Consider the following 20,749-nt stretch of genomic DNA (forward strand, 5'->3'; position numbering starts at 1 on the left):
CCGCGCCCGACAGCGGCAACAACCGACCGCCGCCCGGCACCGACGATCGACCGGCGCTGTCAGCCGGTCGGCGCCGGACCGCGCTGGCAGCGCGGGCACCAGTACGCGGTGCGGTCCTGTGCGTGGGTGCCGGTGCGGATCGGTGTGCCGCAGCGCACGCAGTTGCGGCGGGCCCGGCCGTACACCCAGTTCTGGCAGCCGGGCCGGGTGTCGCCGGTGGTGATGTGGCCGTGCCGCAGCTTGTTGGCGTCCAGCAGCTGGTGCGCCCGGTGCAGCAGCCGGTCCAGGTCCGGCAGTTCGGCGACCGGCAGCCACGGGGTGACTCCGGCCAGGAAGCTGAGCTCGTTCGCGTACACGTTGCCGATGCCTGCCAGGTTCCGCTGGTCCAACAGCGCCGCTCCGACCGGGCGTTGCGGGGCGGCGAGCAGACGGCAGCAAACCTCTGCAACGTCCCAGTCGGGGCCGAGCAGGTCGGGGCCGAGATGGCCGACCACCCGGGCTTCCTCGGCGGTGCGCAGCAGTTGCACCACGGGCAGCCGGTAGCCGACCGCGGTGCCCTGTTCGGTGCCGAGGATCGCCCGGATCTGGAACGCGGGCCCGCTGCGCCAGCGTTCGCCGGGCCGGAACACCTGCCAGCGGCCGTCCATCCGCAGGTGGGTGTGGAGCGTCACGCCGCCCTCGAACCTGGTCAGCAGGTGTTTGCCGCGCGGCACCGTCTCCAGCACCCGGCGGCCGGTGAGGTCGGCGGTGGCGTGGGCGGGCACGCGCAGATCCGCCACCGTCAGGACCCCGCCGGCGAGCGCGTGGTTGAGCTGCGTGGCGACCAGGTAGATGCTGTCTCCTTCGGGCACTCCCCCATCATGCCGCCCGCCACGGACACCGCGTCCCGGCCTGCCCCCGCCCGTCTGCCGACAGGAAATTCCCTCGTCGGGCGGCACGCCGCTGTTCTAGGTTGGCTCGATGACGATCACTCACGAGGTGGCCGGCACCGGCCCCGCCGTCCTGCTGCTGCACTCCTCCGTCTGCGACCGGCGGATGTGGGACGGCCAGTGGGACGCGCTGCGCGAGGCCGGGTACCGAGTCGTGCGGTGCGACTTCCGCGGTTTCGGGGAGACCCCCTGCGCGGACGCGCCGTACAGCAACCTGACCGACCTGGAAGAGCTGCTCGACGAGCTCGGCATCGACCGGGTCTCCCTCATCGGCGCCTCCTTCGGCGGCAACATGGCCGCGCAGTTCGCAGCTCTGCGCCCGGAGCGGGTGCACTCGTTGACGCTGCTCTGCCCGGGCAGTTCGACGCACGAGCCGAGCGCCGAGCTGGTGGAGCTGGGCGAGCGCGAGGTCGATCTGGTCGAGTCCGGCCGGCTGGACGAGGCGGTCGAGCTGATGGTGGACACCTGGCTCGGGCCGGACGCGGACGAGGCCGCCAAGGCCAAGGTCCGGCTGATGCAGCGCAACGCGTACGAGGTGCAGCTCGCGCCCGAGGAGGAGATCCACCCGACCGAGATCGAGGTGGACCTGCGCAACGCCGTCGCCCCCGCACTGGTCTTCGGCGGCCGGCACGACGTGGACGACTTCCGCCGGATCGCCGTCGACACGGCGGCTGTGCTGCCGGCCGGTGAGTACCGCGAACTCCCCTGGGCCGGCCACCTGCCCGCGCTGGAGCGCCCGGCCGAGGTGGCAGACCTGCTGATCGCCCACCTCGCCGAGGTGTGGAAGGCCTGACGCCACGTCAGCGGCGCACTATCTGCATTCCCTCCCTCGGGTGAACTCCGGCACTCTGTTCGGGCCTCGGAGCCCGCTCGCAGCCACCCGCGGGAGGCCCCTGCACCTCGCTTCCGCACCTCACCTGGCCAATCGCTGCATCGCAGAACCGATTCGGCATTGGACCACCACACCGGTCAGTCGGATCGAACGAGCCGTGCGAAGGGTTCGAAAAAACGGATGCACGCGTCCGATCGCGCTGATTTGATTCCGCATGATCAACCTCCACGAGAGGATGCACCACACCCTTGGACGGCACGATGCGCAACACCCTGCACGACACCGACGTCACCCCCACCCCCGAGGGGGAGGCCGGCGGGCCGTCGGCCGTCCTGGCCCGGCTCGAAGAGTTCTACGACGCCGTTCCCCGGTTCTCCGCGACCGCCGAGGAACACGGCCCGCTCACCCTGTTCGTCCGCACGGGGCCGGGCTGGCACTACTACGGGCGCCCGACCCTGGGCGGCAACGGGCCGTTCACCGCGGCCGACGTCGACCTGGTCCGAGCCCGCCAGCGCGAGTTGGGCGCACCGGAGAGCTTCGAGTGGGTGCACGAGACTTCGCCGGGTCTCCGTGCCGCAGTCGAGGCTTCCGGCCTGGAGGTGCACGAGCACCCGCTGCTGGTCCTGGAACTCGACGGCCCGTCAACTGCCGCTCCGGCGGCGGAGGACGGCCCGGAGGTCCGAGTGCTGACGACCGACGACCCGCTGCTGCCGAGCGCCGTCGCCGTTCCGCACCTCGCTTTCGCCGAGCCCGGCACCACGGTCGGCGAGGCCGGCTTGGAGCAACTGGCCGAGGCAACCAGGACGGCGATAGCCGATGGCCTGGTGACGCGGATGATCGGGCGAATGGAAGCCGGCCGCACGGTCATCGCCGCGACGGTCGGGCCGGACGGTCAGGCCACCGCCTCCGGCTGCCACCAGCCGGTCGGCGGGGTCAGCGAGATCGTCGCGGTGGCGACGCTCCCGTCCCTGCGACGGCAGGGCCTGGCGCGCCGAGTCACCGCACACCTGGTCGAGCACGCCCGGGCCACCGGGATACGCACGCTCTTCCTGTCCGCGAGCGACGACGCCGTGGCCCGGATCTACGAGAGCGTGGGCTTCCGCCGCGTTGCCACCGCCCTGATCGCCGAACCCGCTGCGGAGACTGCCACGTCCTGACACCACACCACCGCCCGCGTCCGCCGGGCCCACGGACCAGCAGGCCCACAGGTCCACGGATCCACAGCAAGCAGGCCGTCCGGGTCGGTCGGCCGCCTCTGTCGATCGACCGCTCGGATCAGCCACCGAGATCCGGCAGCGCCTGGTCGTCGCTGAGCAGATCGGCCAGCAGGTCGCCCTGTTCGACGAACCGGTCGAGCACCTCCTCCGGGCTGAAGGTCAGCTCGGCCGGGTCGGCGCACTGCTCGACCTCGCTCCAGCTCACCGGGGCCGACACCCCGGGGATGCTGGTGGCGCGGAGGGTGTAGGGCGCGGCAGTGGTCTTCGCCGTCGCGTTCTGCGACCAGTCGACGAACACCTTTCCCCGGCGCAGCGCCTTGGTCATCCGGGACACGACCAGGGCGGGGTGCTCACGGGCGAGGCGTTCGGCGAGGGCGCGGGCGTAGTCGCCGACCTGCCGGGCGGGGGCTGGGCGCAGCGCGGCATAGAGGTGCAGTCCCTTGCTGCCGGAGGTCTTGGGCCGGCAGACCAGGCCGTCGGCGGCAAGGGCTTCACGGATCAGCAGGGCGACCTGGCAGCAGTGGGTGAGGTCGGCGCCGGGTCCGGGGTCGAGGTCGACGACCAGGCGGTCGTGGGCGTCGGGTCCGCTCTCGGCGGTCCACTGCGGGACGTGCAGCTCCAGGGCGTAACCGTTGGCGACGGTCATCAGTGTCGGCAGGTCGTCCACGGCGACGCGCTGCTTCGGTCCTTCGTGGCTGGGCGCGGTCACAGTGTGCACCCAGGCGGGCAGGCCGGGTGGCGGGTTCTTGGCGAAGAACCCCTCCTCGCCGATCCCGGAGGGGAAGCGCAGGAAGCTGGCGGCGCGGCCGCGCAGGTGCGGCAGCATCGCGGGGGCGATCTGCGCGTAGTAGTAGAGCGCTTCGCCCTTGGTCCACCCGGTGGCGGGCCACAGGACCTTGTCGAGGTGGGAGAGGACCAGGCGGCGGCCCTCGACTTCCGTGACCTGTCGCTCGGGCATACCGTGGGAAATCCCCGCGAAAGGGCCTTGCCATGCCACAGGTCACCTGGAAAGGCGTCATCACGTTCGGGCTGGTCAGCGTGCCGGTCCAGCTGTATGCCGCCACCGAGGAGCACAGCGGCCCTGCTCTGCACCAGGTGCACGCGAAGGACGGCTCACGCATCCGGTTGAAGCGGTTCTGCGAGGCGGAGGAGAAGGAGGTTCCATACAGCGAGATCGCCAAGGGGTACGAGTCCCCGGACGGTCGGCAGGTGGTGCTCGACGACGAGGATCTGGCGGAGTTGCCGCTGCCGAGCAAGAAGGTGGTGGACGTGCTGGCGTTCGTCCCCGCCGAGTCGATCGACCCGCTGATGTTCTCCAAGGCCTACTACGTGGCCACGGCCGACAAGGCCCCGGCGAAGCCGTACGTGCTGCTGCGGGACGCGCTGCGCGAGTCGGGGCAGATCGCGGTGACCAAGGTGACCATGCGGACCAGGGAGTCGCTGGCGGTCCTGCGGGTGCACGAGGACACCTTGGTGCTCCAGACCTGTCTGTGGCCGGACGAGGTCCGCTCGGCACAGGGGATGGCGCCGGACGAGAAGGTGACGGTCCGTCCGCAGGAGCTGAAGATGGCGCGTTCGCTGATGGACACGCTGTCGGAGGACTTCGATCTGTCCGCGCTGCACGACGAGTACCAGCTGGCACTCCAGGAGGTGATCGACGCCAAGCTGGCCGGAGTGGAGGCCCCTCATCTGGAGGAGCAGGCCGAGGGCGGCGAGGCCGAGGTGATCGACTTGATGGCGGTGCTGCGCAGCAGTGTGAAGGCCGCCAAGGGCGAGCACGGCCGGGGCACGAAGGGCGGTCGGGCCGCTGCCGGGTCGGAGGCGGACGCCGAGGCGACGGACGCGGGTGCGTCGCCGGGCGACGGTGCCGCGAAGCGTACCCGGAAGGCGGCGACAGGCCGGAGCGGGGCGGCGGCGAAGAAGACCGCCAAGGCACCGACGCCCGCCAAGAAGTCCGCGGCGAAGAAGTCCGCTGCACGCAAGGCATCCTGACGCCCCGTCGGTTCCACGCATCCCGGGTGAGCCCCGGAACCCCCAGGGCTCCCACGCCACGCGGGTGCAACGGAACTCCGGCGATTCCGGGGACAGCGAGCAGGCACGGCTCCGGGCGCGCAGCCCCGGCTGGGGCGAGGCGGCGCGGCTGCGTGGCGGTGCGGTGCGGACGGACCGCGGGTCAGGAGAAGATGACGGAGCGGAGCTTGAGGCGGTCGGAGGCACGGCCGCCGGGACGGAGCGAGTAGTAGTCGCCGTCGCAGTCGGGGCCGGTGAACATGGTGGCGGTGGCGCCGGTGAGGTTCTGCGGCGCGAAGGCGGGTTCGGTGGTGTCGGGGTCGGCGACCTCGCGGAGGCTGTGGCAGTCCTGGCTGTCCGGATCGACGAGGACGCCCGGTGCACGGTTACCGAAGTCGTCGTAGTAGGCGTACCGGAATTCGCCGACGGCTGCGGCGGCGGGGCATGGCGTGGCGAACAGCAGGGCGAGCGAGGCGACGGCGGCGGCAACCGTGTGACGCAGGTGCATGGGGGTGGTACGGCCTTTCCGATCGAGCGCCGGAATCGGCGGGTCCGGTCCGGCGCGAACCACCGTAGTGAGAAAGCCTGGTGGCGAATCGGTTCTTCCCGTGCACGTCGCGCGCCGTCGCACCGGCCGTGCACGAGCTGCCGGGAGAGGTGCGACGGGGGCCGATGGGATGGGCGCGGCGCGCGGGGCATATGGGTCGTCCGGGGACGAAACGCCAGTGCTAGCAAGGCGGTTCGGCCCGACGTTCGCATGTTAGAACCGGCGTCCAGCGGGCAGATCTGTTCCTACCTGGGACGTAGGGACGCGCCGGCAGGGGACGCCGGTCGCGCCTGCCTGGCGGCGCGGAGGTGGTTGATGGACGGACCGGCACTCTCCCCGCGTGAGCTCCTGATCCTTCATCAGATCGAGGCCGAGCTGGGGAGCGATCTGGAGCTGGAACGCGAGCTGCGCACGATGCGACCGGCGAGGTTGGCACGGCTTCGACGGTCGCTGGTCGCCAAGCCACGATCAGTGGTCGTGGTGATCGCATGCTGTCTGGCCGTGTCGTTCGGACTGTTGGGACTGGCGGTGGCGCTGCGGGCGCCGGCGCTGCTGGTCGCCGTGGTGGCGGCCTGGGGTACGGCGCTGGCGGTCCTGCTGGCGCTGGCACGCTTCACTCGGCGCGCCCGGAATCGATAGCGGGCGGGGCCGACAACGGCCGGGATCGACGACGGGCGGAGTCGCCGGCGCGGGACCCTGATGGCGGGCGCACCACGCACTCAACGAACGTGATCGGCTGACGCACCGCCGCAGAACGACGGGCGTCGGCCGATCGACGTCGCAAGGCCCGATGCCACCGGAACGGGCCACAGATCCAAAGGGTCGAGCGTCGGAGCAGCGGCCGGCGTCAGACCCCGGGCAGGCCGGTCTCCACGCCGTCCAGGGCGTGCGAGCAGAGGCAGTCGCGGGTGGCGGGCAGCGATTCCAGGGTCTTGAACAGGACGCTGCGCAGGCGATCGACGTTGCGGGCGAAGACCTCCAGCACCTCGGCGTGGGTGACGCCCTCGCCGGTCTCCACTCCGGCGTCGAGGTCGGTGACAAGTGTCAACGAGGTGTAGCAGAGGCCGAGTTCGCGGGCCAGCGCGGCCTCGGGGTGGCCGGTCATGCCGACCACGGACCAGCCGTTGGCGGTGAACCAGCGGGATTCCGCGCGGGTGGAGAAGCGCGGTCCCTCGATCACCACCAGGGTGCCGCCGTCGACGGGTTCCCAGGCGAGCGAGCGAGCGGCGGCCAGTGCGGCGGCCCGGCCGTCGGGGCAGTAGGGGTCGGCCATCGGGATGTGCACCACCTCCGGCATCGAGCCGTCGGGAAGGCTCCGGCCGTCATAGTAGGTCTGCACCCGGCCGGAGGTGCGGTCGACGAACTGGTCGGGCACCAGCAGCGTGCCGGGACCGTACTCGGGGCGCAGCCCGCCGACGGCGCACGGGCCGACGATCTGACGCACTCCGAGCGAGTGCAGCGCCCACAGGTTCGCCCGGTAGTTGATGCGGTGCGGCGGCAGCCGGTGGCCGCGGCCGTGACGGGGCAGGAAGGCGACCCGCCGGCCGGCTGCCTCGCCGATGAACAGGGCGTCGCTGGGCGGCCCGTAGGGCGTCTCGACGCGCACTTCGGTGACGTCGTCGAGCAGCGCGTACAGCCCGGATCCGCCGATGACACCGAGTTCGGCGGTCGGGGCGCCGTCGGTTCGGGGCGGGTGGACGTCGGCCATGGCTCTCCTAGGCTCTGCCGGTCGAACGCGGGCCCGGCACGGCCCGGCGCGCCCGGCGGGTCTGCGGCTGGGGTGCCGTTCGGCAGGCGTGCGGCCTGCCGTGGGCACGGTGCCACCCTACGAGCAGTCAGGTCCGGCGTCCCGCACCGGACCTGACCGGTTCGGCCTCCCTTCGACCTCCCTTCGACTCCCCCGTGCCCGACAGCCGATCGCTCCCCGCGCCCGACGGCCGAGCGCTCCGCGTGCCCGACCGTCGCCTGCCCCCTGTGCGCGGGCGTCGGGCGGTACGTGCGCTCCCGGTCGGTGGTGGCGTCCGCGTACAGTGGCAGCCCAGGTCGGCGCGGTGACAGGACGGTGTGATGAACGACGGGCGGCTGACGGTGCACTCCGGCGGTGTCGGGGCGGGGGTGGCGCACCGGGCACTGTCGTGGCGGGTGCGGCCGCCGGCGCCGGACGCGGCGGTGCTGGTGTTGCACGGCGGGCGGGAGTTCGGCCCGGAGCCGGTGCCGGCGCTGAACCTGCCGGGCCTGCGGATGCGCCCGTTCGCGCGGGCCGTGGAACGGGCGGTGCAGCACGGTCCGTGCGGGGACGCGGGCCGGTCGCTGGCGGTGGGCACGGTGCACTACCGCTGCCGTGGCTGGAACGGTGAGCGCGCGGACGCCGCGCGTGACGCGGAGGTGGCGCTGGCGGAGTTGGCGGAGACGCTCGGGCCGGTGCCGACGGTGCTGATCGGGCATTCGATGGGCGGCCGGGCGGCGCTGCGGGCGGCCGCCCACCCGTGTGTGCAGGGCGTGGTGGCGCTGGCGCCGTGGTGTCCGCGGGACGAGCCGACCGAGCACCTGCGGGGCCGGTCGGTGCTGATGCTGCACGGCGACCGCGACCGGGTGACGCCGCCTGCGGACACCGATCTGTTCGCGCTGCGGGCCCGCGACCACGGCGCGCGGGTGGCCGGCTACCGGGTGTTCGGCAGCGGCCACACCCTGATGCGCCGAGCCGGCGACTGGCATCGCACCGCGGCAGGGTTGGCACTGGCCCTGCTGGGCCTGGCCGCACTGCCCGAGGAGATCGACACCGCGCTGGCTGTGGAGGCCGGCGGTTCGGACGGCGTGTGCATTCCGCTCGCCGGCCGCCGCTGAACCCGCCCAGTAGACCCCCGTCGGCCGCCGCTGAACCCGTCCCGGTGGGACTGCCGGACACGCGTCGCGGGCGTGCGGCGCCGGCGGGTGGGTGACCGGTCGATGACGGGCGGTGCAGGCCGGTTCTCCGGCTCGACGGGGGCGGGCCGGGGGCGCACACTCCGGGGGAGGAGACGTCCGCCAACCGTATGAGGGAGGACCCGGCCATGGGGATCAGCCTGACCACTGATCGGCTCGTCGTCCGCGACTGGACGCCCGACGACGCCGAGGACGCGCTGGCCGTGTACGGCTCCACGGACGTCGCCCGCTGGCTGACGCCCGCGATGGCCCGGGTCACCGACGTCGACGCGATGCGGACGGTGCTGCAGGCCTGGGCGCAGGAGCAGCCCGGGCTGCTGCCGCCGCGCGGGCGCTGGGCGGTGGAGCGCAGGGAGGACGGGAAGGTGGTCGGCGGGTTCGGCATCCGGCCGCTGCCGCCCTACGAGGAGGACCTGGAGATCACCTGGCAGCTCGCCCCGCACGCCTGGGGCCAGGGGTATGCGACCGAGGCGGGCCTGGCCCTGTTGCACTGGGCGTTCACCAAGGACGTCGAGGAGATCTTCGCGGTGGCCCGGCCGAAGAACGAACGGGCGCACGCGGTGGCGAAACGGCTCGGGATGCGCTGGGTCGGCGAGACCACCAAGTACTACGACCTGAACCTGCAGGTGTACCGGATCCGCCCCGCCGACCTGCCCTGATCCCCCGTCCCGCACCGCCCGCCGCCCGCCCTGCCCAGGCGGGTTTCGGCGGGCTTTCAGACTCGGCAGAGGCGCGCGGCGAGGTCGGCGGGCAGCGGGTAGCGGCGCTCGTCGGGGAGCAGCCGGCGGGCCTGTTCGGTGCGACCGGCGCGGACCAGCTCGGCGGCGCGCCGGATCTGCGGGGTGAGGTCGGTGAGGGAGACGATCCACTCGTCGACGAAGGTGCGGACGGTCTCCCGCCCCAGGCCGACCTGGATGCTGTAGTGGTTGAGCGCCGCCCCGCGCAGCGACCGCTCCGGATCCCACTGGACGTGCACTTCGGCCGCCGCCAGGCGCTGCTGGTCCCCGGTGGTCAACTCGGCTGCTGCCAGGGCGCGTTCCCAGCCCCGGCGGGTGATCCGGACGGCCAGGATGCGTTCCTGCCCCGGTTTGGCGGCCCAGTTGCTGCGGTGCAGCAGCCAGGGCAGCGAGGGCTTGATCCAGGTCATCCGCCGGAACGAGAACGGCGCGACGAACCGCCCGGCGCGCAGCGCGGGTTCGGCGATGGCCGGCGCGTACGCCTGGTAGACCACGATCGTGCTGTCGTCGAAGTCGGCGCGCACCGCGTGCAGTTCGGACGACTGCCCGGACGCGACGGGGCCGCGCGGCGAGTGCCGGGACGGCGACTGTCGGGGCGAGCTGCGCTGCTGAGCCATCCTCCGACCCTGCCATCCGCCCGGGCCCACCGGCCACGCATTTTCCGGTCCGGCGGCCGGGCGGTTGTTCGCAGAGGACTTGCTGTGCCGACGGACCGTCAGCCCTTGGCGGGCACCCGGGGAGGCCGGACCGGGTGCTTGCTCAGGATCGAGACGCGGTTGAAGGCGTTGATGGCGACGGCGACCCAGATCACGGCGGAGATCTGCTCGTCCCCGAACACTGCCCGGGCCTGCGCGTACGCCGCCTCCTGGGCGGTGGAGTCGGCGGGGTGGGTGGTCGCCTCGGCCAGCGCCAGGGCGGCCCGCTCGCGCTCGTCGAACACCTCGGTGTCGCGCCAGGCGCTCAGCACGCCGAGCCGCTGCACGCTCTCGCCCGCCTGCAACGCGGCCTTGGTGTGCAGGTCCAGGCAGTAGGCGCAGCCGTTGATCTGCGAGACCCGCAGGTTGACCAGCTCGACCAGACGGCGGTCGAGGCCCGCCTCCGCGGCGGCCTCGCGGACCGTCTCGGCGGTGGAGAGCATGGCCCGGAAGGCCTGCGGGTGCTGCTTGTCGATGTAGACCCGCCGGCCGGTCGTGATGGTCGCCACCTCGGTCACCTTGAGCTCCTCCGCCTACGCGCTGGTGTTTGTCGGACGATACACTCCATAATAGTTGAAGCTGAAACGATTTGCCGCGCGCGCAGGACAATCAGAACACGTGAAACGAGCGGAACGAGTCGCACGGAAGCCCCGGCTTCCGGACGGCACGGGAGGGAGCACCACCATGAGCACCGCCGAGAACGGGCCCCGCCCGGCCACCGTCCGGGTCCTCCCGCCGCGGGACGTCCCGCTCGGCGGACCGCGCGCGATGACCGTCCGTCGCACCCTCCCCCAGCGCGAGCGCACCCTGATCGGCGCCTGGTGCTTCATCGACCACTACGGCCCCGACGACGTCGCCACCACCGGCGGCATGGACGTCGCCCCGCACCCGCACATTGGACTGCAGACCGTCAGCTGGCTGTTCAGCGGCGAGATCGAGCACCGCGACAGCCTCGGCGTGCACGCCTTCGTCCGCCCCGGCGAGCTCAACCTCATGACGGCCGGTCACGGCATCGCCCACTCCGAGACCTCCACGGCCGCCACCAGCATCCTGCACGGCGTCCAACTCTGGGTCGCCCTCCCCGACGAACACCGCCACACCGCCCGGGACTTCCACCACCACGTGCCCACTGCCGTCACCTTCGACGGCGGCGAGGCCCGCGTCTTCCTCGGCACCCTGGCCGGCGACACCTCCCCCGTCCCCACCTTCAGCCCGCTCCTCGGCGCCGAGATCACCCTCGACCCGGGAGCCACCCTCACCCTCGACGTCGACCCCGCCTTCGAACACGGCCTCCTCGTCGACCAGGGCGACATCACCTTCGCCGGCGCCCCCCTGCACCCCGCCGACCTCGGCTTCCTCCCCGCCGGCCCCACCACCCTCACCCTCACCAACCCCTCCCCCACCCCCGCCCGCCTCGTCCTCCTCGGCGGCACCCCCTTCGAGGAGGAGATCGTCATGTGGTGGAACTTCATCGGCCGATCCGGCGAAGAAATCGTGCAAGCACGACTCGACTGGGAGAAGGGCGCCCGCTTCGGCGAAGTCGAGGGCTACCCGGGCGACCGCCTGCCCGCTCCGGAGCTCCCGAACGTAGCCCTCAAGGCGCGCGGAAACCGCGACTGACCTGCAGAAACGCCTTCCTTGGGCAGTCGCGGACGCCGAGGCGTGAAGGGTGCTCCGCGACCGCCCTCGACACCGGCGTCGGGGTCGCGTTCACCTCCGACGGGCATCTCGGTTACGAACGCCGGCACCCTGTCGATTCCCATACTGTGGGCCGGTTTTGCAGGCTGTGGGCGAATGAATGCTGACTTTTTGCTGACTTTCGTTCGGCGGTGCGGGCGGCCGGGCATCGTGCCGTGGGCGACCGTCAGCGGCCGGCGGTGAACCGGTAGACCGTGGTGGAGCGGTATTCCTCCCCTGGGCGCAGGACGGTGGAGGGGTACTCGGGATGGTTCGGGGAGTCGGGGAAGTGCTGGGTCTCCAGGGCGATGCCCGCGTGCGCGCGGTAGGGGCGGCCGGAGCGGCCGGTGACCGCACCGTCGAAGTGGTTGCCGGTGTAGACCTGAAGGCCGGGTTCGGTGGTCCGGATTTCGAGGCGGCGGCCGCTGGCCGGGTCGGTGAGGACCGCGACGGTCCGCAGGCCGGTGCCGTCCAGGACCCAGTTGTGGTCGTAGCCGCCGCCGGCCAGGGCGAGCTGCGGGTGGCGGTCCGTCAGTCGGTCGGCGATCGCCCGGGTTTCGCGGAGGTCGAAGGGGGTGCCGGCGACGGGTTCGATCGGGCCGCGCGGGATCAGGTCGTCGTCGACGGGGAGGTAGCCGGCGGCGTCGACCCGGAGCAGGTGGTCGAGGACGGTGCCGCTGCCCTCGCCCGCGAGGTTGAAGTAGGCGTGGTTGGTGAGGTTGACGACAGTGGGCGCGTCGGTGACGGCCCGGTAGTCGATGGTCAACTCGCCCGCAGCGTCGAGCAGGTAGCTGACCTGGGCGGTCAGCGCGCCGGGGAAGCCCTGGTCGCCGTCCGGGCTGTGCAAGCGCAGGCGGACGCCGACCCGCCGATCCTCCCGGACGGGCGTGCCCTCCCACAGGCGGGTGGCAAAGCCGTCGGGTCCGCCATGCAGGGTGTGGCCGGTGTCCTGGGTGGCGAGGCGGTGCACGGCGCCGTCCAGCGGCAGGGTGCCGCGGGCGACGCGGTTGGCGCAGCGTCCGACGGTGGCGCCGAAGTAGGCGGCGTCGCCGAGCAGTTCCGCGACCCGGTCGCCGCCGAGCACGACGTTGCTGCGGTGACCGTCGCGGTCGGGGGCGTGCAAGGCTTCCAGCCGGGCGCCGAGGCTGAGCACCTCCGCCGTGACGCCGCCCGGGGCGCCGAATGTCCAGCGGGTGATCCAGCGGCCGTCGGGGAGGGGCGCGACCTCGGCCTGAGTGATCCTCGGTCGGTCGGATGCTTCGGGCGGCACGGGCGGGCTCCGTTCGGCGTGCGGGCGGCAGGGGGTAGGGGGCAGGCAAGCGGGCAAGCAGACGAACCGGTGCGGAAACGGGTGACGACGCCCGCGGGCGGGCGGGCGTCGTCGGTCCTCGGTGACAATCCCTCGGAAACCCGGGTCAGAGGCCCTGGGCGAGGCGGTGGTACGCCTGGTTCCAACGCAGTTCGCGGGTGAAGCGGCGCATGGTGGTGTCCTGTTCGATGAGGACGAGCTCGACCTTGAGCATTTCGGCGAGGTCGTCGAGGTGGTCGCTGTCGAGGGCGCTGGTGAGCACGGTGTGGTGGGGGCCGCCGGCGGTGAGCCAGGCTTCGGTGGAGGTGCGCAGATCGGGGCGGGGCTGCCAGACGGCGCGGGCAACGGGGAGGTTGGGCAGCGGCTCGGTGGGCGTGACGACGTCGATCTCGTTGGCGACCAGGCGGAAGCGGTCGCCGAGGTCGGCCAGTCCGACGACGACGGCGGGGCCGGGCGCGGCGTCGAAGACCAGCCGGACGGGGTCCTCCCGGCCGCCGATGCCCAGCGGGTGGATCTCGCAGGAGGGGGTGGCGGAGGCGATGCTCGGGCAGACCTCCAGCATGTGCGCGCCGAGGATCAACTCCCGTCCGGGCTCCAGGTGGTAGGTGTAGTCCTCCATGAAGGAGGTGCCGCCGGGCAGGCCGGTGGCGGCGGTCTTGAGGGTGCGCAGCAGGACGGCGGTCTTCCAGTCGCCCTCGCCGCCGAAGCCGTAGCCGTCGGCCATCAGGCGCTGGACGGCGAGGCCGGGGAGCTGGCGCAGGCCGCCGAGGTCCTCGAAGTTGGTGGTGAAGGCGCCGAAGCCGCCGTCCTTCAGGAAGCCGCGCAGGCCGAGTTCGATCCGGGCGGCGTAGCGCAGCGAGTCGTGGCGCTCGCCGCCGGGGCGCAGTTCGGGGGCGAGGCGGTAGAGCTCCGCGTACTCGCGGACGAGCTTGTCGACGTCGGCGTCCGCGGTGGCATCGACGGCGGCGACCAGGTCGTTGACGGCGTAGGTGTTGACGGAGACGCCGAAGCGCAGTTGGGCCTCGACCTTGTCGCCCTCGGTGACGGCGACGTCGCGCATGTTGTCGCCGAAGCGGGCGAGCTTGAGCGAGCCGAGGTCGGCGCGGCCGGCGGCGGCCCGCGACCAGGTGGCGATGCGGCGGGCGACGGCGGGATCGCCGACGTGGCCGGCGACGGTCTTGCGGGCGACGCCGAGGCGGGACTGGACGTAGCCGAACTCGCGGTCGCCGTGGGCGGCCTGGTTCAGGTTCATGAAGTCCATGTCGATGGTCGACCACGGCAGGTCGCGGTTGGCCTGGGTGTGCAGGTGCAGCAGCGGCTTGCGCAACGCGTCCAGGCCGGCGATCCACATCTTGGCGGGGGAGAAGGTGTGCATCCAGGCGATCAGGCCGACGCAGGCGTCGTCGGCGTTGGCCTCCAGGCACACGCGGCGGATCGCGTCGGCGTCGGTGAGGACGGGCTTCCAGATCGGGCGCACGGGCAGGCCGGTGCGGGCGAGCTGGTTGATGACCTGCTGGGACTGCTCGGCGACCTGCTGCAGCGTCTCGGGCCCGTAGAGGCCCTGGCTCCCGGTGAGGAACCAGATCTCGCGTCCGGTGAAAACCTCGGTCACTGGTGGTACTCCTTCACTGGGCCGCGGGGCGCTGGCCGTAGACGTTCTGGTAGCGGAAGTTGAGGCGGTCGATGTCGTCCTGCGCGATGGGCAGCGGCTCGCCGAGCTGGCGCGAGACGTGCACGGTGCGCGCGACGTCCTCGCACATGACGGCGGCCTTGACGGCGGCCTCGGCGTCCTTGCCGATGGTGAACACGCCGTGGCTCTTCATCAGCACGGCGGGCGAGCGGTGCCCGGCCAGGGTCTCGACGATGCCGCGGCCGATCGAGTCGTCGCCGATCAGCGCGAACGGGCCGATCGGGATCTCGGCGCCGAACTCGTCGGCCATCGCGGTCAGCACGCACGGCACCGGCTCGCCGCGCGCGGCCCAGGCACTGGCGTAGGTGGAGTGGGTGTGCACCACGCCGCCCACGTCGGGGCGGTGGCGGTAGACGTAGGCGTGCGCGGCGGTGTCGGAGGACGGGAGGTGCTCGCCCTCGACGACGTTGCCGTCCAGGTCGCACAGGATCATGTTCTGCGGCGTCAGCTCGTCGTAGGAGACGCCGCTGGGCTTGATGACCAGCAGGTCCTCGCCGGGGACGCGGGCGGAGACGTTGCCCGCCGTCCACACGACCAGGCCGTAGCGGACCAGTTCCTGGTGCAGGTCGGCGACTCGGCGGCGCAGCAGGTCGATGGCTTCGCTCATGGGGTGTCAGTCCTCGGTGTCGTGGCTGAGGGCGGTGTTGCGGATGGCGCGCAGGCGGTGCAGCAGCAGGTCGGGGCCGGTGCCGAAGTGCTCGTGCAGCAGGCGGTACTCGGCGTACAGGGCGTCGTAGGCGTCCGCGCGGGCCGGATCGGGCAGGTAGGCGTGGCGCTGGACGCGGCCCATCGCGGCGGCGGCGGTGCGGACGTCGGGGTGGGCGCCGGCGGCGACGGCGGCGTGGACGGCCGAGCCGAGAGCCGGGCCCTGTTCGGAGGCCGCCAGCGAGACCGGGCGGCGCAGCACGTCGGCGTGGATCTGCATGAGCAGGGCGTTCTTCTTCAGTCCGCCGGTGACGACGAACTCGGTGACGGGGACGCCGCCGTTCTCCAGGGCTTCGACGATGGTGCGGGCGCCGTAGGCGGTGGCCTCCAGCAGGGCGCGGTAGACGTCCTCGGGGGTGGTGGCGAGGGTGAGTCCGGCGATGACGCCGGAGAGGTGGTGGTCGACCAGGGTGGAGCGGTTGCCGTTCATCCAGTCGAGCGCCACCAGGCCGTGGGCGCCGACGCGTTGGGCGGCGGCCTTGCGGGTGAGCAGTTGGTGCGCGTCCTCGCCGTTGGCCTCGGCCTCGGCGAGGTGGTCGGCGGGCAGGCCCTGGCGCAGCCACCAGGCGAAGATGTCGCCGACCGCGCTCTGTCCGGCCTCGTAGCCCCAGGAGCCCTCGGCGATGCCGCCGTCGACGACCCCGCAGATGCCGGGGACGTCCGCCAGGGCGGGGCCGTTGACGACGTGGCAGGTGGAGGTGCCCATGATCGCCAGCAGCCTGCCGTTCTCGACGGCCTGCGCGGCGGGGGCCGCCACGTGCGCGTCCACGTTCCCGGCGGCGACCGCGATGCCCTCCGGCAGGCCCGTCCACGCGGCGGCCTCGGCGGTCAGCGACCCGACCCGGGTGCCCAGCGGCGCGAGCGGGTGCTCCAGCCGGGTGCGGGCGAAGTCCGCGAAATCGGGATGCAGGGCGGCCAGGTACTCTTCGGACGGGTAACCGCCGTCCTGGAAGATCCCCTTGTACCCGGCGGTGCAGGTGTTGCGGGACTCCGTGCCGGTCAGCTGCCAGACGATCCAGTCGGCGGCCTCGATCCAGCGCTCGCACGCCGCGTAGACCTCGGCGTCCTCCTCCAGCACCTGCAGGGCCTTCGCGAACTGCCACTCCGCGGAGATCTTCCCGCCGTAGCGGTGGATCCACTTCTCGCTCCGGGCGTGCGCCAGGGCGTTGATCCGGTCCGCCTGGCCCTGGGCGGCGTGGTGCTTCCACAGCTTGGGCCAGGCGTGCGGTCTCCGCGCCCACTCGGGCAGTTCGGCGAGCGGGGTGCCGTCGGCCAGGGTGGGCAGCACGGTGCAGGCGGTGAAGTCGGTGGCGATGCCGATCACGGCGGCCGGGTCGACGCCGGCGGCCGCCAGCGCGGCGGGGACGGCGGTGCGCAGCACCTCGCGCCAGTCCTCGGGGTGCTGGAGCGCCCAGTCGGGGGGCAGGCGGCGGCCGGTGCCGGGCAGGCGGTCCGCGATGACGGCGTGCGGGTAGGCGTGCACGGCGGTGCCGAGCTCTTCGCCGTCGCTGGTGCGGACCACGACCGCGCGCCCCGACAGGGTGCCGAAGTCCACGCCGACGACGTAGCTCTCCGACGTGTTCGCCTGGTCGTGGTGGGAAGTCACGCTCACTGTCTCTTCCTTGGCATCGGGTGGGGGCGTGGACGGTGGGGGTCGGCGGCCGCCGGCGGTTCCGCGTCCTTGCGGGCCGGCGGCCGACCGGTGCTCCCGGCCCGCGCCGTTGACGGGCGCGGACCGGGAACCGCGCGGGCCGTCCGACGAAGCGGGGTGCCGTACGGCCCGGCGGGGTCAGCGGAATTGGTAGCGCTCACATTCAGGTGCGCGCCGCGGCCCGGTGACGCAGGCTCCGGGCCGCAGACCGGAGGCCGTCAGCGTCGGCGGGCGGTGATCAGGCGCTGCAGGACGATGAAGACGAACAGCAGGGCGCCGATGACGATCCGGGTCCACCAGGAGCTGAGGGTGCCCTGGAAGCTGATCACGGTCTGGATCAGGCCGAGCACCAGCACGCCGAGCAGGGTGCCCAGCAGGTAGCCGGAGCCGCCGGTCAGCAGGGTGCCGCCGATGACGACCGCGGCGATCGCGTCGAGTTCCAGGCCCACCGCGTGCAGGCCGTAGCCGGACAGCATGTAGAAGGTGAGCAGCACGCCGCCGAGCGCGGAGCAGAAGCCGCTGATCGCGTAGACAGTGGTCTTGGTGCGCTGCACCGGCAGGCCCATCAGCAGCGCGGACTGCTCGCTGCCGCCGAGCGCGTACACGTTGCGGCCGAACCGGGTGTAGTGCAGGACCACGAAGCCGGCGGCGACCACCAGCAGGGCGATCAGCGCGCTCGGGGAGACGAACAGGTCGCCGAGCGGGATCCGGGTCTGCGCTGTCGCGGTGTACTGCGGGTCGGTGATGGAGATCGACTCGACGCTGATGGTGTAGCACAGGCCGCGGGCCAGGAACATGCCGGCCAGGGTGACGATGAACGGCTGGATCTCGAAGACGTGGATGATCCAGCCCATCAGCCAGCCGCCGGCGGTGCCCATCAGCAGGACCAGCGGGATCACCAGCAGCGGCGGCCAGCCGTGCTGTTCGACCAGCCAGGCGGAGACCATGGTGGACAGCGCCACCACCGCGCCGACCGACAGGTCGATGCCGCCGGTGAGCACGACGAAGGTCATGCCGACCGCGACGACCAGCAGGAAGGCGTTGTCGATCAGCAGGTTGAGCACGACCTGGCCGGAGAAGAAGCCGTCGTACTGCACCGAGCCGACGCTGAACATCGACACCAGCAGGACCGCGGTGACCAGCAGCGGGAGCTGTCCGCGCAGGCGGGTCAGCAGGGCGTGGGCGTTCATGCGCCGACCTCCCGGTTGGTGGGGGCCGCGGCGTGCGGCCGGGCGGTGCGCCGGGTGCGGGCGCCGCGGGCGGCGAGCTTGGCGCGGAAGACGGGCGACTGGATCAGGCAGACCGTGATGACCACGAACGCCTTGAACACCAGGGTGGTCTCCGGCGGGATGCCGATGGTGTAAACGGTGGTGGAGAGGGTCTGGATGATGAGCGCGCCCAGGACGGTGCCGCCGATCGAGAACCGTCCGCCGTTCAGCGAGGTTCCGCCGAGCACCACCGCGAGGATGGCGTCCAGCTCGATCCACAGTCCGGCGTTGTTGCCGTCGGCGGCCGAGACGTTGGAGGACACCATCAGGCCGGCCAGCGCCGCGCACAGCGCGCTGAACACGTAGACCAGGGCCACCAGGCGCATCGCCCGGATGCCGACCAGCCGGCTGGCCACCGGGTTGCCGCCGACGGACTCCAGCAGCAGGCCGAGCGCGGTGGAGCGGGTCAGCAGGACGGTGGCCACCACCACCAGGGCGCTGAGCAGGATCGCGAACGGCATGGTCAGCCAGTAGCCGCCACCAATCAGCTTGTACGGGTCGCTGGTGACGGTGATGATCTGGCCGTCGGTGATCAGCTGGGCCACGCCGCGGCCGGCGACCATCAGGATCAGGGTGGCGATGATCGGCTGCACGCCGGCCTTGGCCACCAGCAGGCCGTTGACGGCCCCGAGCACCAGGGCGGTGCCGAGCGCGATGCCGACGGCGGTCAGCACGGTGGCGAGGCCGCCGGGGTCGGTGGACTCGCTGATGTGCAGGCAGGCCAGGGCGCCGGAGATCGCGACGGTGGAGCCGACCGAGAGGTCGATGCCGCCGGTGGCGATCACCAGGGTCATGCCGAGGGAGACCAGGATCAGCGGGGCGCCGAAGTGCAGGATGTCGATCAGGGAGCCGTAGAGGTGGCCGCCCTGGAGGCGGACGGCGAGGAAGTCGGGAGTGAAGGCGAGGTTGGCGACCAGGAGCACGGCCAGCACCACGGCCGGCCAGAACAGCCGGGACCGGGTCACCGCCTTCACCGGGCTCGCCGCCGTTGCCGTGCTCATTGGTCCGCTCCGCTCGCGATGGTGGCCAGGACTCGCTCCGGGGTGAGTTCGCCGTCATTGTCGAGCTGGGCGACCATCCGGTGGTCGCGCAGCACGCCGATTCGATGGCTGAGCCGCAGCACCTCCTCCAGTTCGGCGGAGATGAACAGCACTGCCATGCCGTCCTCGGCGAGGTTCGCCACCAGCTTCTGGATCTCGGCCTTGGCACCGATGTCGATGCCGCGGGTGGGCTCGTCGAGGATCAGCAGCTTCGGGTCGGTGATCAGCCAGCGGGCGAGCAGCACCTTCTGCTGGTTGCCGCCGCTGAGGTTGCGCACCAGTGCCTCGGGGTGGCCGGGGCGGATGTCCAGGGCGCGGATCCAGCGCAGCGCGTAGGCGTCCTGCGCGGTGCGCGAAAGCGGGCGGGTCCAGCCGCGGGAGGCCTGCAGGGCCAGCACGATGTTCTCGCGGACGGTCAGTTCGCCGACCAGTCCCTCGGTCTTGCGGTTCTCCGAGCAGAACGCGATGCCGTGGGCGATCGCGTCGCGCGGGCTGCGCAGCGCGGTCACGGCGCCCTCGATCCGCAGGGTGCCGCCGTCGCTCTGGTCGGCGCCGAACAGCAGCCGGGCGGCTTCGGTCCGTCCGGAGCCGAGCAGTCCGGCCAGGCCGATCACCTCGCCGGGGCGGATGTCGAGGTCGTACGGTTCGACGGCGCCGCGCCGGGTCAGCCGGTCGGCCTGCAGGAACGCCTTGCCGGTGGGGGCGGTGCGTTCGCGCCGCTTGCCGCCGCCGAGCTGGTCGAGTCCGGCGAGTTCGGCGCCGATCATCCGGGAGACGAGTTCGACCTGGTTCAGTTCGCCGGTCAGGTACTCGCCCTCCAGGCGGCCGTTGCGCAGCACGGTCATCCGGTCGCAGATCTCGTAGACCTGGTCGAGGAAGTGCGAGACGAACAGGATCGCCACGCCCTGGTCGCGCAACCGCCGCATGACGGCGAAGAGTTGGCGCACTTCGTCGCGGTCCAGGCTGGAGGTCGGCTCGTCCAGGATCAGGACCTTGGCGGAGACGTCGACCGCGCGGACGATCGCCACCAGCTGCTGGACGGCGATGGAGTAGCTGTTCAGCGGGGCGCTGACGTCGATGTCCAGGTCGATTCCGCGGACCCGTTCGGCGGCCCGGCGCCGCATCGCCGCCCAGTCGATCAGGCCGAACCGGCGGGGTTCGCGCCCGATGAAGATGTTCTCCGCGACCGAGAGGTTCGGGCAGAGGTTCACCTCCTGGTAGACCGTGCTGATGCCGGCCCGTTGGGCCTGAAGCGGCCCGGCGATCCGCACCGGTTCGCCGGCCAGCTCGACCTCGCCGCCGTCCGATGGGTGGACGCCGGTGAGCACCTTGATCAGCGTGGACTTCCCGGCGCCGTTCTCCCCCATCAGGGCGTGCACCTCGCCGGGGAAGAGCCGGAAGTCGACCCCGTCCAGCGCCACCACCCCGGGGAACTCCTTGCGGATCCCCCGGACTTCCAGGACCGGTTGCTGCCGCACCCCGGCTCTCCTCTCGTGTCTCCCGGGCCGGGCCGCCCGAGG

Annotated in this window: 20 protein-coding genes; 7 read left to right on the forward strand and 13 right to left on the reverse strand. The window is 72.3% G+C overall.

Annotation, left to right across the window (positions count from 1 at the left end; translation table 11 throughout):
* Positions 1 to 59 precede the first annotated feature (59 nt).
* Positions 60 to 851 carry a DNA-formamidopyrimidine glycosylase family protein gene (locus IEZ12_RS25245; protein ID WP_189274964.1) on the reverse strand — a complete coding sequence of 264 codons (792 nt, stop codon included), beginning with the start codon at positions 849 to 851 and terminating at the stop codon, positions 60 to 62.
* A 109-nt stretch (positions 852 to 960) separates the two neighbouring features.
* Here IEZ12_RS25245 and IEZ12_RS25250 point away from each other — a divergent pair, with 109 nt between their 5' ends.
* A complete protein-coding gene (locus tag IEZ12_RS25250) occupies positions 961 to 1,722 on the forward strand; it encodes an alpha/beta fold hydrolase (RefSeq protein ID WP_189274966.1) in 762 nt (253 codons plus the stop codon).
* Between the two features lie 287 nt (positions 1,723 to 2,009).
* Positions 2,010 to 2,918 (forward strand): GNAT family N-acetyltransferase, encoded by a 909-nt coding sequence (locus IEZ12_RS25255; protein WP_229847974.1) that lies wholly within the window; start codon positions 2,010 to 2,012, stop codon positions 2,916 to 2,918.
* A 118-nt stretch (positions 2,919 to 3,036) separates the two neighbouring features.
* Here IEZ12_RS25255 and ligD read toward each other — a convergent pair whose 3' ends face one another.
* A complete protein-coding gene (ligD, locus tag IEZ12_RS25260; RefSeq protein WP_189274968.1) occupies positions 3,037 to 3,936 on the reverse strand; it encodes a non-homologous end-joining DNA ligase in 900 nt (299 codons plus the stop codon).
* 32 nt (positions 3,937 to 3,968) lie between these two features.
* On the opposite strand from ligD, the gene ku reads away from it, so the two are divergent.
* Positions 3,969 to 4,970: a non-homologous end joining protein Ku gene (ku, locus tag IEZ12_RS25265; protein WP_189274969.1), complete on the forward strand. Its 1,002-nt coding sequence runs from the start codon at positions 3,969 to 3,971 to the stop codon at positions 4,968 to 4,970.
* Positions 4,971 to 5,151: 181 nt separating this feature from the next.
* Here the strand turns inward: ku and IEZ12_RS25270 are convergent, their stop codons facing one another.
* The gene (locus IEZ12_RS25270; RefSeq protein ID WP_189274971.1) at positions 5,152 to 5,496 is read right to left on the reverse strand and encodes a hypothetical protein; all 345 of its coding nucleotides are present in this window, start codon (positions 5,494 to 5,496) and stop codon (positions 5,152 to 5,154) included.
* A gap of 354 nt (positions 5,497 to 5,850) precedes the next feature.
* Between IEZ12_RS25270 and IEZ12_RS25275 the strand changes: the two genes are divergently transcribed.
* Positions 5,851 to 6,174 (forward strand): hypothetical protein, encoded by a 324-nt coding sequence (locus IEZ12_RS25275; protein WP_189274972.1) that lies wholly within the window; start codon positions 5,851 to 5,853, stop codon positions 6,172 to 6,174.
* Between the two features lie 208 nt (positions 6,175 to 6,382).
* Here the strand turns inward: IEZ12_RS25275 and IEZ12_RS25280 are convergent, their stop codons facing one another.
* Positions 6,383 to 7,243 carry an S-methyl-5'-thioadenosine phosphorylase gene (locus IEZ12_RS25280; RefSeq protein WP_189274974.1) on the reverse strand — a complete coding sequence of 287 codons (861 nt, stop codon included), beginning with the start codon at positions 7,241 to 7,243 and terminating at the stop codon, positions 6,383 to 6,385.
* Between the two features lie 359 nt (positions 7,244 to 7,602).
* Here IEZ12_RS25280 and IEZ12_RS25285 point away from each other — a divergent pair, with 359 nt between their 5' ends.
* Both IEZ12_RS25285 and IEZ12_RS25290 read left to right on the forward strand, forming a co-directional pair.
* The gene (locus IEZ12_RS25285) at positions 7,603 to 8,379 is read left to right on the forward strand and encodes an alpha/beta fold hydrolase (RefSeq protein ID WP_189274976.1); all 777 of its coding nucleotides are present in this window, start codon (positions 7,603 to 7,605) and stop codon (positions 8,377 to 8,379) included.
* 206 nt (positions 8,380 to 8,585) lie between these two features.
* A complete protein-coding gene (locus IEZ12_RS25290) occupies positions 8,586 to 9,116 on the forward strand; it encodes a GNAT family N-acetyltransferase (RefSeq protein ID WP_100589877.1) in 531 nt (176 codons plus the stop codon).
* Positions 9,117 to 9,172: 56 nt separating this feature from the next.
* Here the strand turns inward: IEZ12_RS25290 and IEZ12_RS25295 are convergent, their stop codons facing one another.
* Both IEZ12_RS25295 and IEZ12_RS25300 read right to left on the reverse strand, forming a co-directional pair.
* The gene (locus tag IEZ12_RS25295) at positions 9,173 to 9,811 is read right to left on the reverse strand and encodes a DUF4291 domain-containing protein (RefSeq protein WP_189274977.1); all 639 of its coding nucleotides are present in this window, start codon (positions 9,809 to 9,811) and stop codon (positions 9,173 to 9,175) included.
* 98 nt (positions 9,812 to 9,909) lie between these two features.
* Complete coding sequence (locus IEZ12_RS25300; protein WP_189274979.1) at positions 9,910 to 10,407, reverse strand: carboxymuconolactone decarboxylase family protein; 498 nt, start codon at positions 10,405 to 10,407, stop codon at positions 9,910 to 9,912.
* Between the two features lie 166 nt (positions 10,408 to 10,573).
* On the opposite strand from IEZ12_RS25300, the gene IEZ12_RS25305 reads away from it, so the two are divergent.
* A complete protein-coding gene (locus IEZ12_RS25305; RefSeq protein WP_189274981.1) occupies positions 10,574 to 11,509 on the forward strand; it encodes a pirin family protein in 936 nt (311 codons plus the stop codon).
* 244 nt (positions 11,510 to 11,753) lie between these two features.
* Here the strand turns inward: IEZ12_RS25305 and IEZ12_RS25310 are convergent, their stop codons facing one another.
* The 7 genes from IEZ12_RS25310 to IEZ12_RS25340 form a co-directional block, all read right to left on the reverse strand.
* Positions 11,754 to 12,836 carry an aldose epimerase family protein gene (locus tag IEZ12_RS25310; RefSeq protein WP_189274983.1) on the reverse strand — a complete coding sequence of 361 codons (1,083 nt, stop codon included), beginning with the start codon at positions 12,834 to 12,836 and terminating at the stop codon, positions 11,754 to 11,756.
* Positions 12,837 to 12,981: 145 nt separating this feature from the next.
* Complete coding sequence (araA, locus tag IEZ12_RS25315) at positions 12,982 to 14,487, reverse strand: L-arabinose isomerase (protein ID WP_189274985.1); 1,506 nt, start codon at positions 14,485 to 14,487, stop codon at positions 12,982 to 12,984.
* A 13-nt stretch (positions 14,488 to 14,500) separates the two neighbouring features.
* Positions 14,501 to 15,172 (reverse strand): L-ribulose-5-phosphate 4-epimerase, encoded by a 672-nt coding sequence (locus IEZ12_RS25320; RefSeq protein ID WP_189274987.1) that lies wholly within the window; start codon positions 15,170 to 15,172, stop codon positions 14,501 to 14,503.
* A 6-nt stretch (positions 15,173 to 15,178) separates the two neighbouring features.
* Complete coding sequence (locus tag IEZ12_RS25325) at positions 15,179 to 16,876, reverse strand: ribulokinase (protein ID WP_189275029.1); 1,698 nt, start codon at positions 16,874 to 16,876, stop codon at positions 15,179 to 15,181.
* A 263-nt stretch (positions 16,877 to 17,139) separates the two neighbouring features.
* Positions 17,140 to 18,111 (reverse strand): galactofuranose ABC transporter, permease protein YjfF, encoded by a 972-nt coding sequence (yjfF, locus tag IEZ12_RS25330; protein WP_189274989.1) that lies wholly within the window; start codon positions 18,109 to 18,111, stop codon positions 17,140 to 17,142.
* Complete coding sequence (locus IEZ12_RS25335) at positions 18,108 to 19,190, reverse strand: ABC transporter permease (RefSeq protein WP_189274991.1); 1,083 nt, start codon at positions 19,188 to 19,190, stop codon at positions 18,108 to 18,110. The genes yjfF and IEZ12_RS25335 overlap by 4 nt, the downstream gene beginning before the upstream one ends.
* Positions 19,187 to 20,707 (reverse strand): sugar ABC transporter ATP-binding protein, encoded by a 1,521-nt coding sequence (locus tag IEZ12_RS25340; protein ID WP_189274993.1) that lies wholly within the window; start codon positions 20,705 to 20,707, stop codon positions 19,187 to 19,189. Before IEZ12_RS25340 ends, IEZ12_RS25335 begins: the two co-directional genes overlap by 4 nt.
* Positions 20,708 to 20,749: the final 42 nt, after the last annotated feature.

Source organism: Kitasatospora griseola (assembly GCF_014648555.1).
Classification (GTDB): domain Bacteria; phylum Actinomycetota; class Actinomycetes; order Streptomycetales; family Streptomycetaceae; genus Kitasatospora; species Kitasatospora griseola.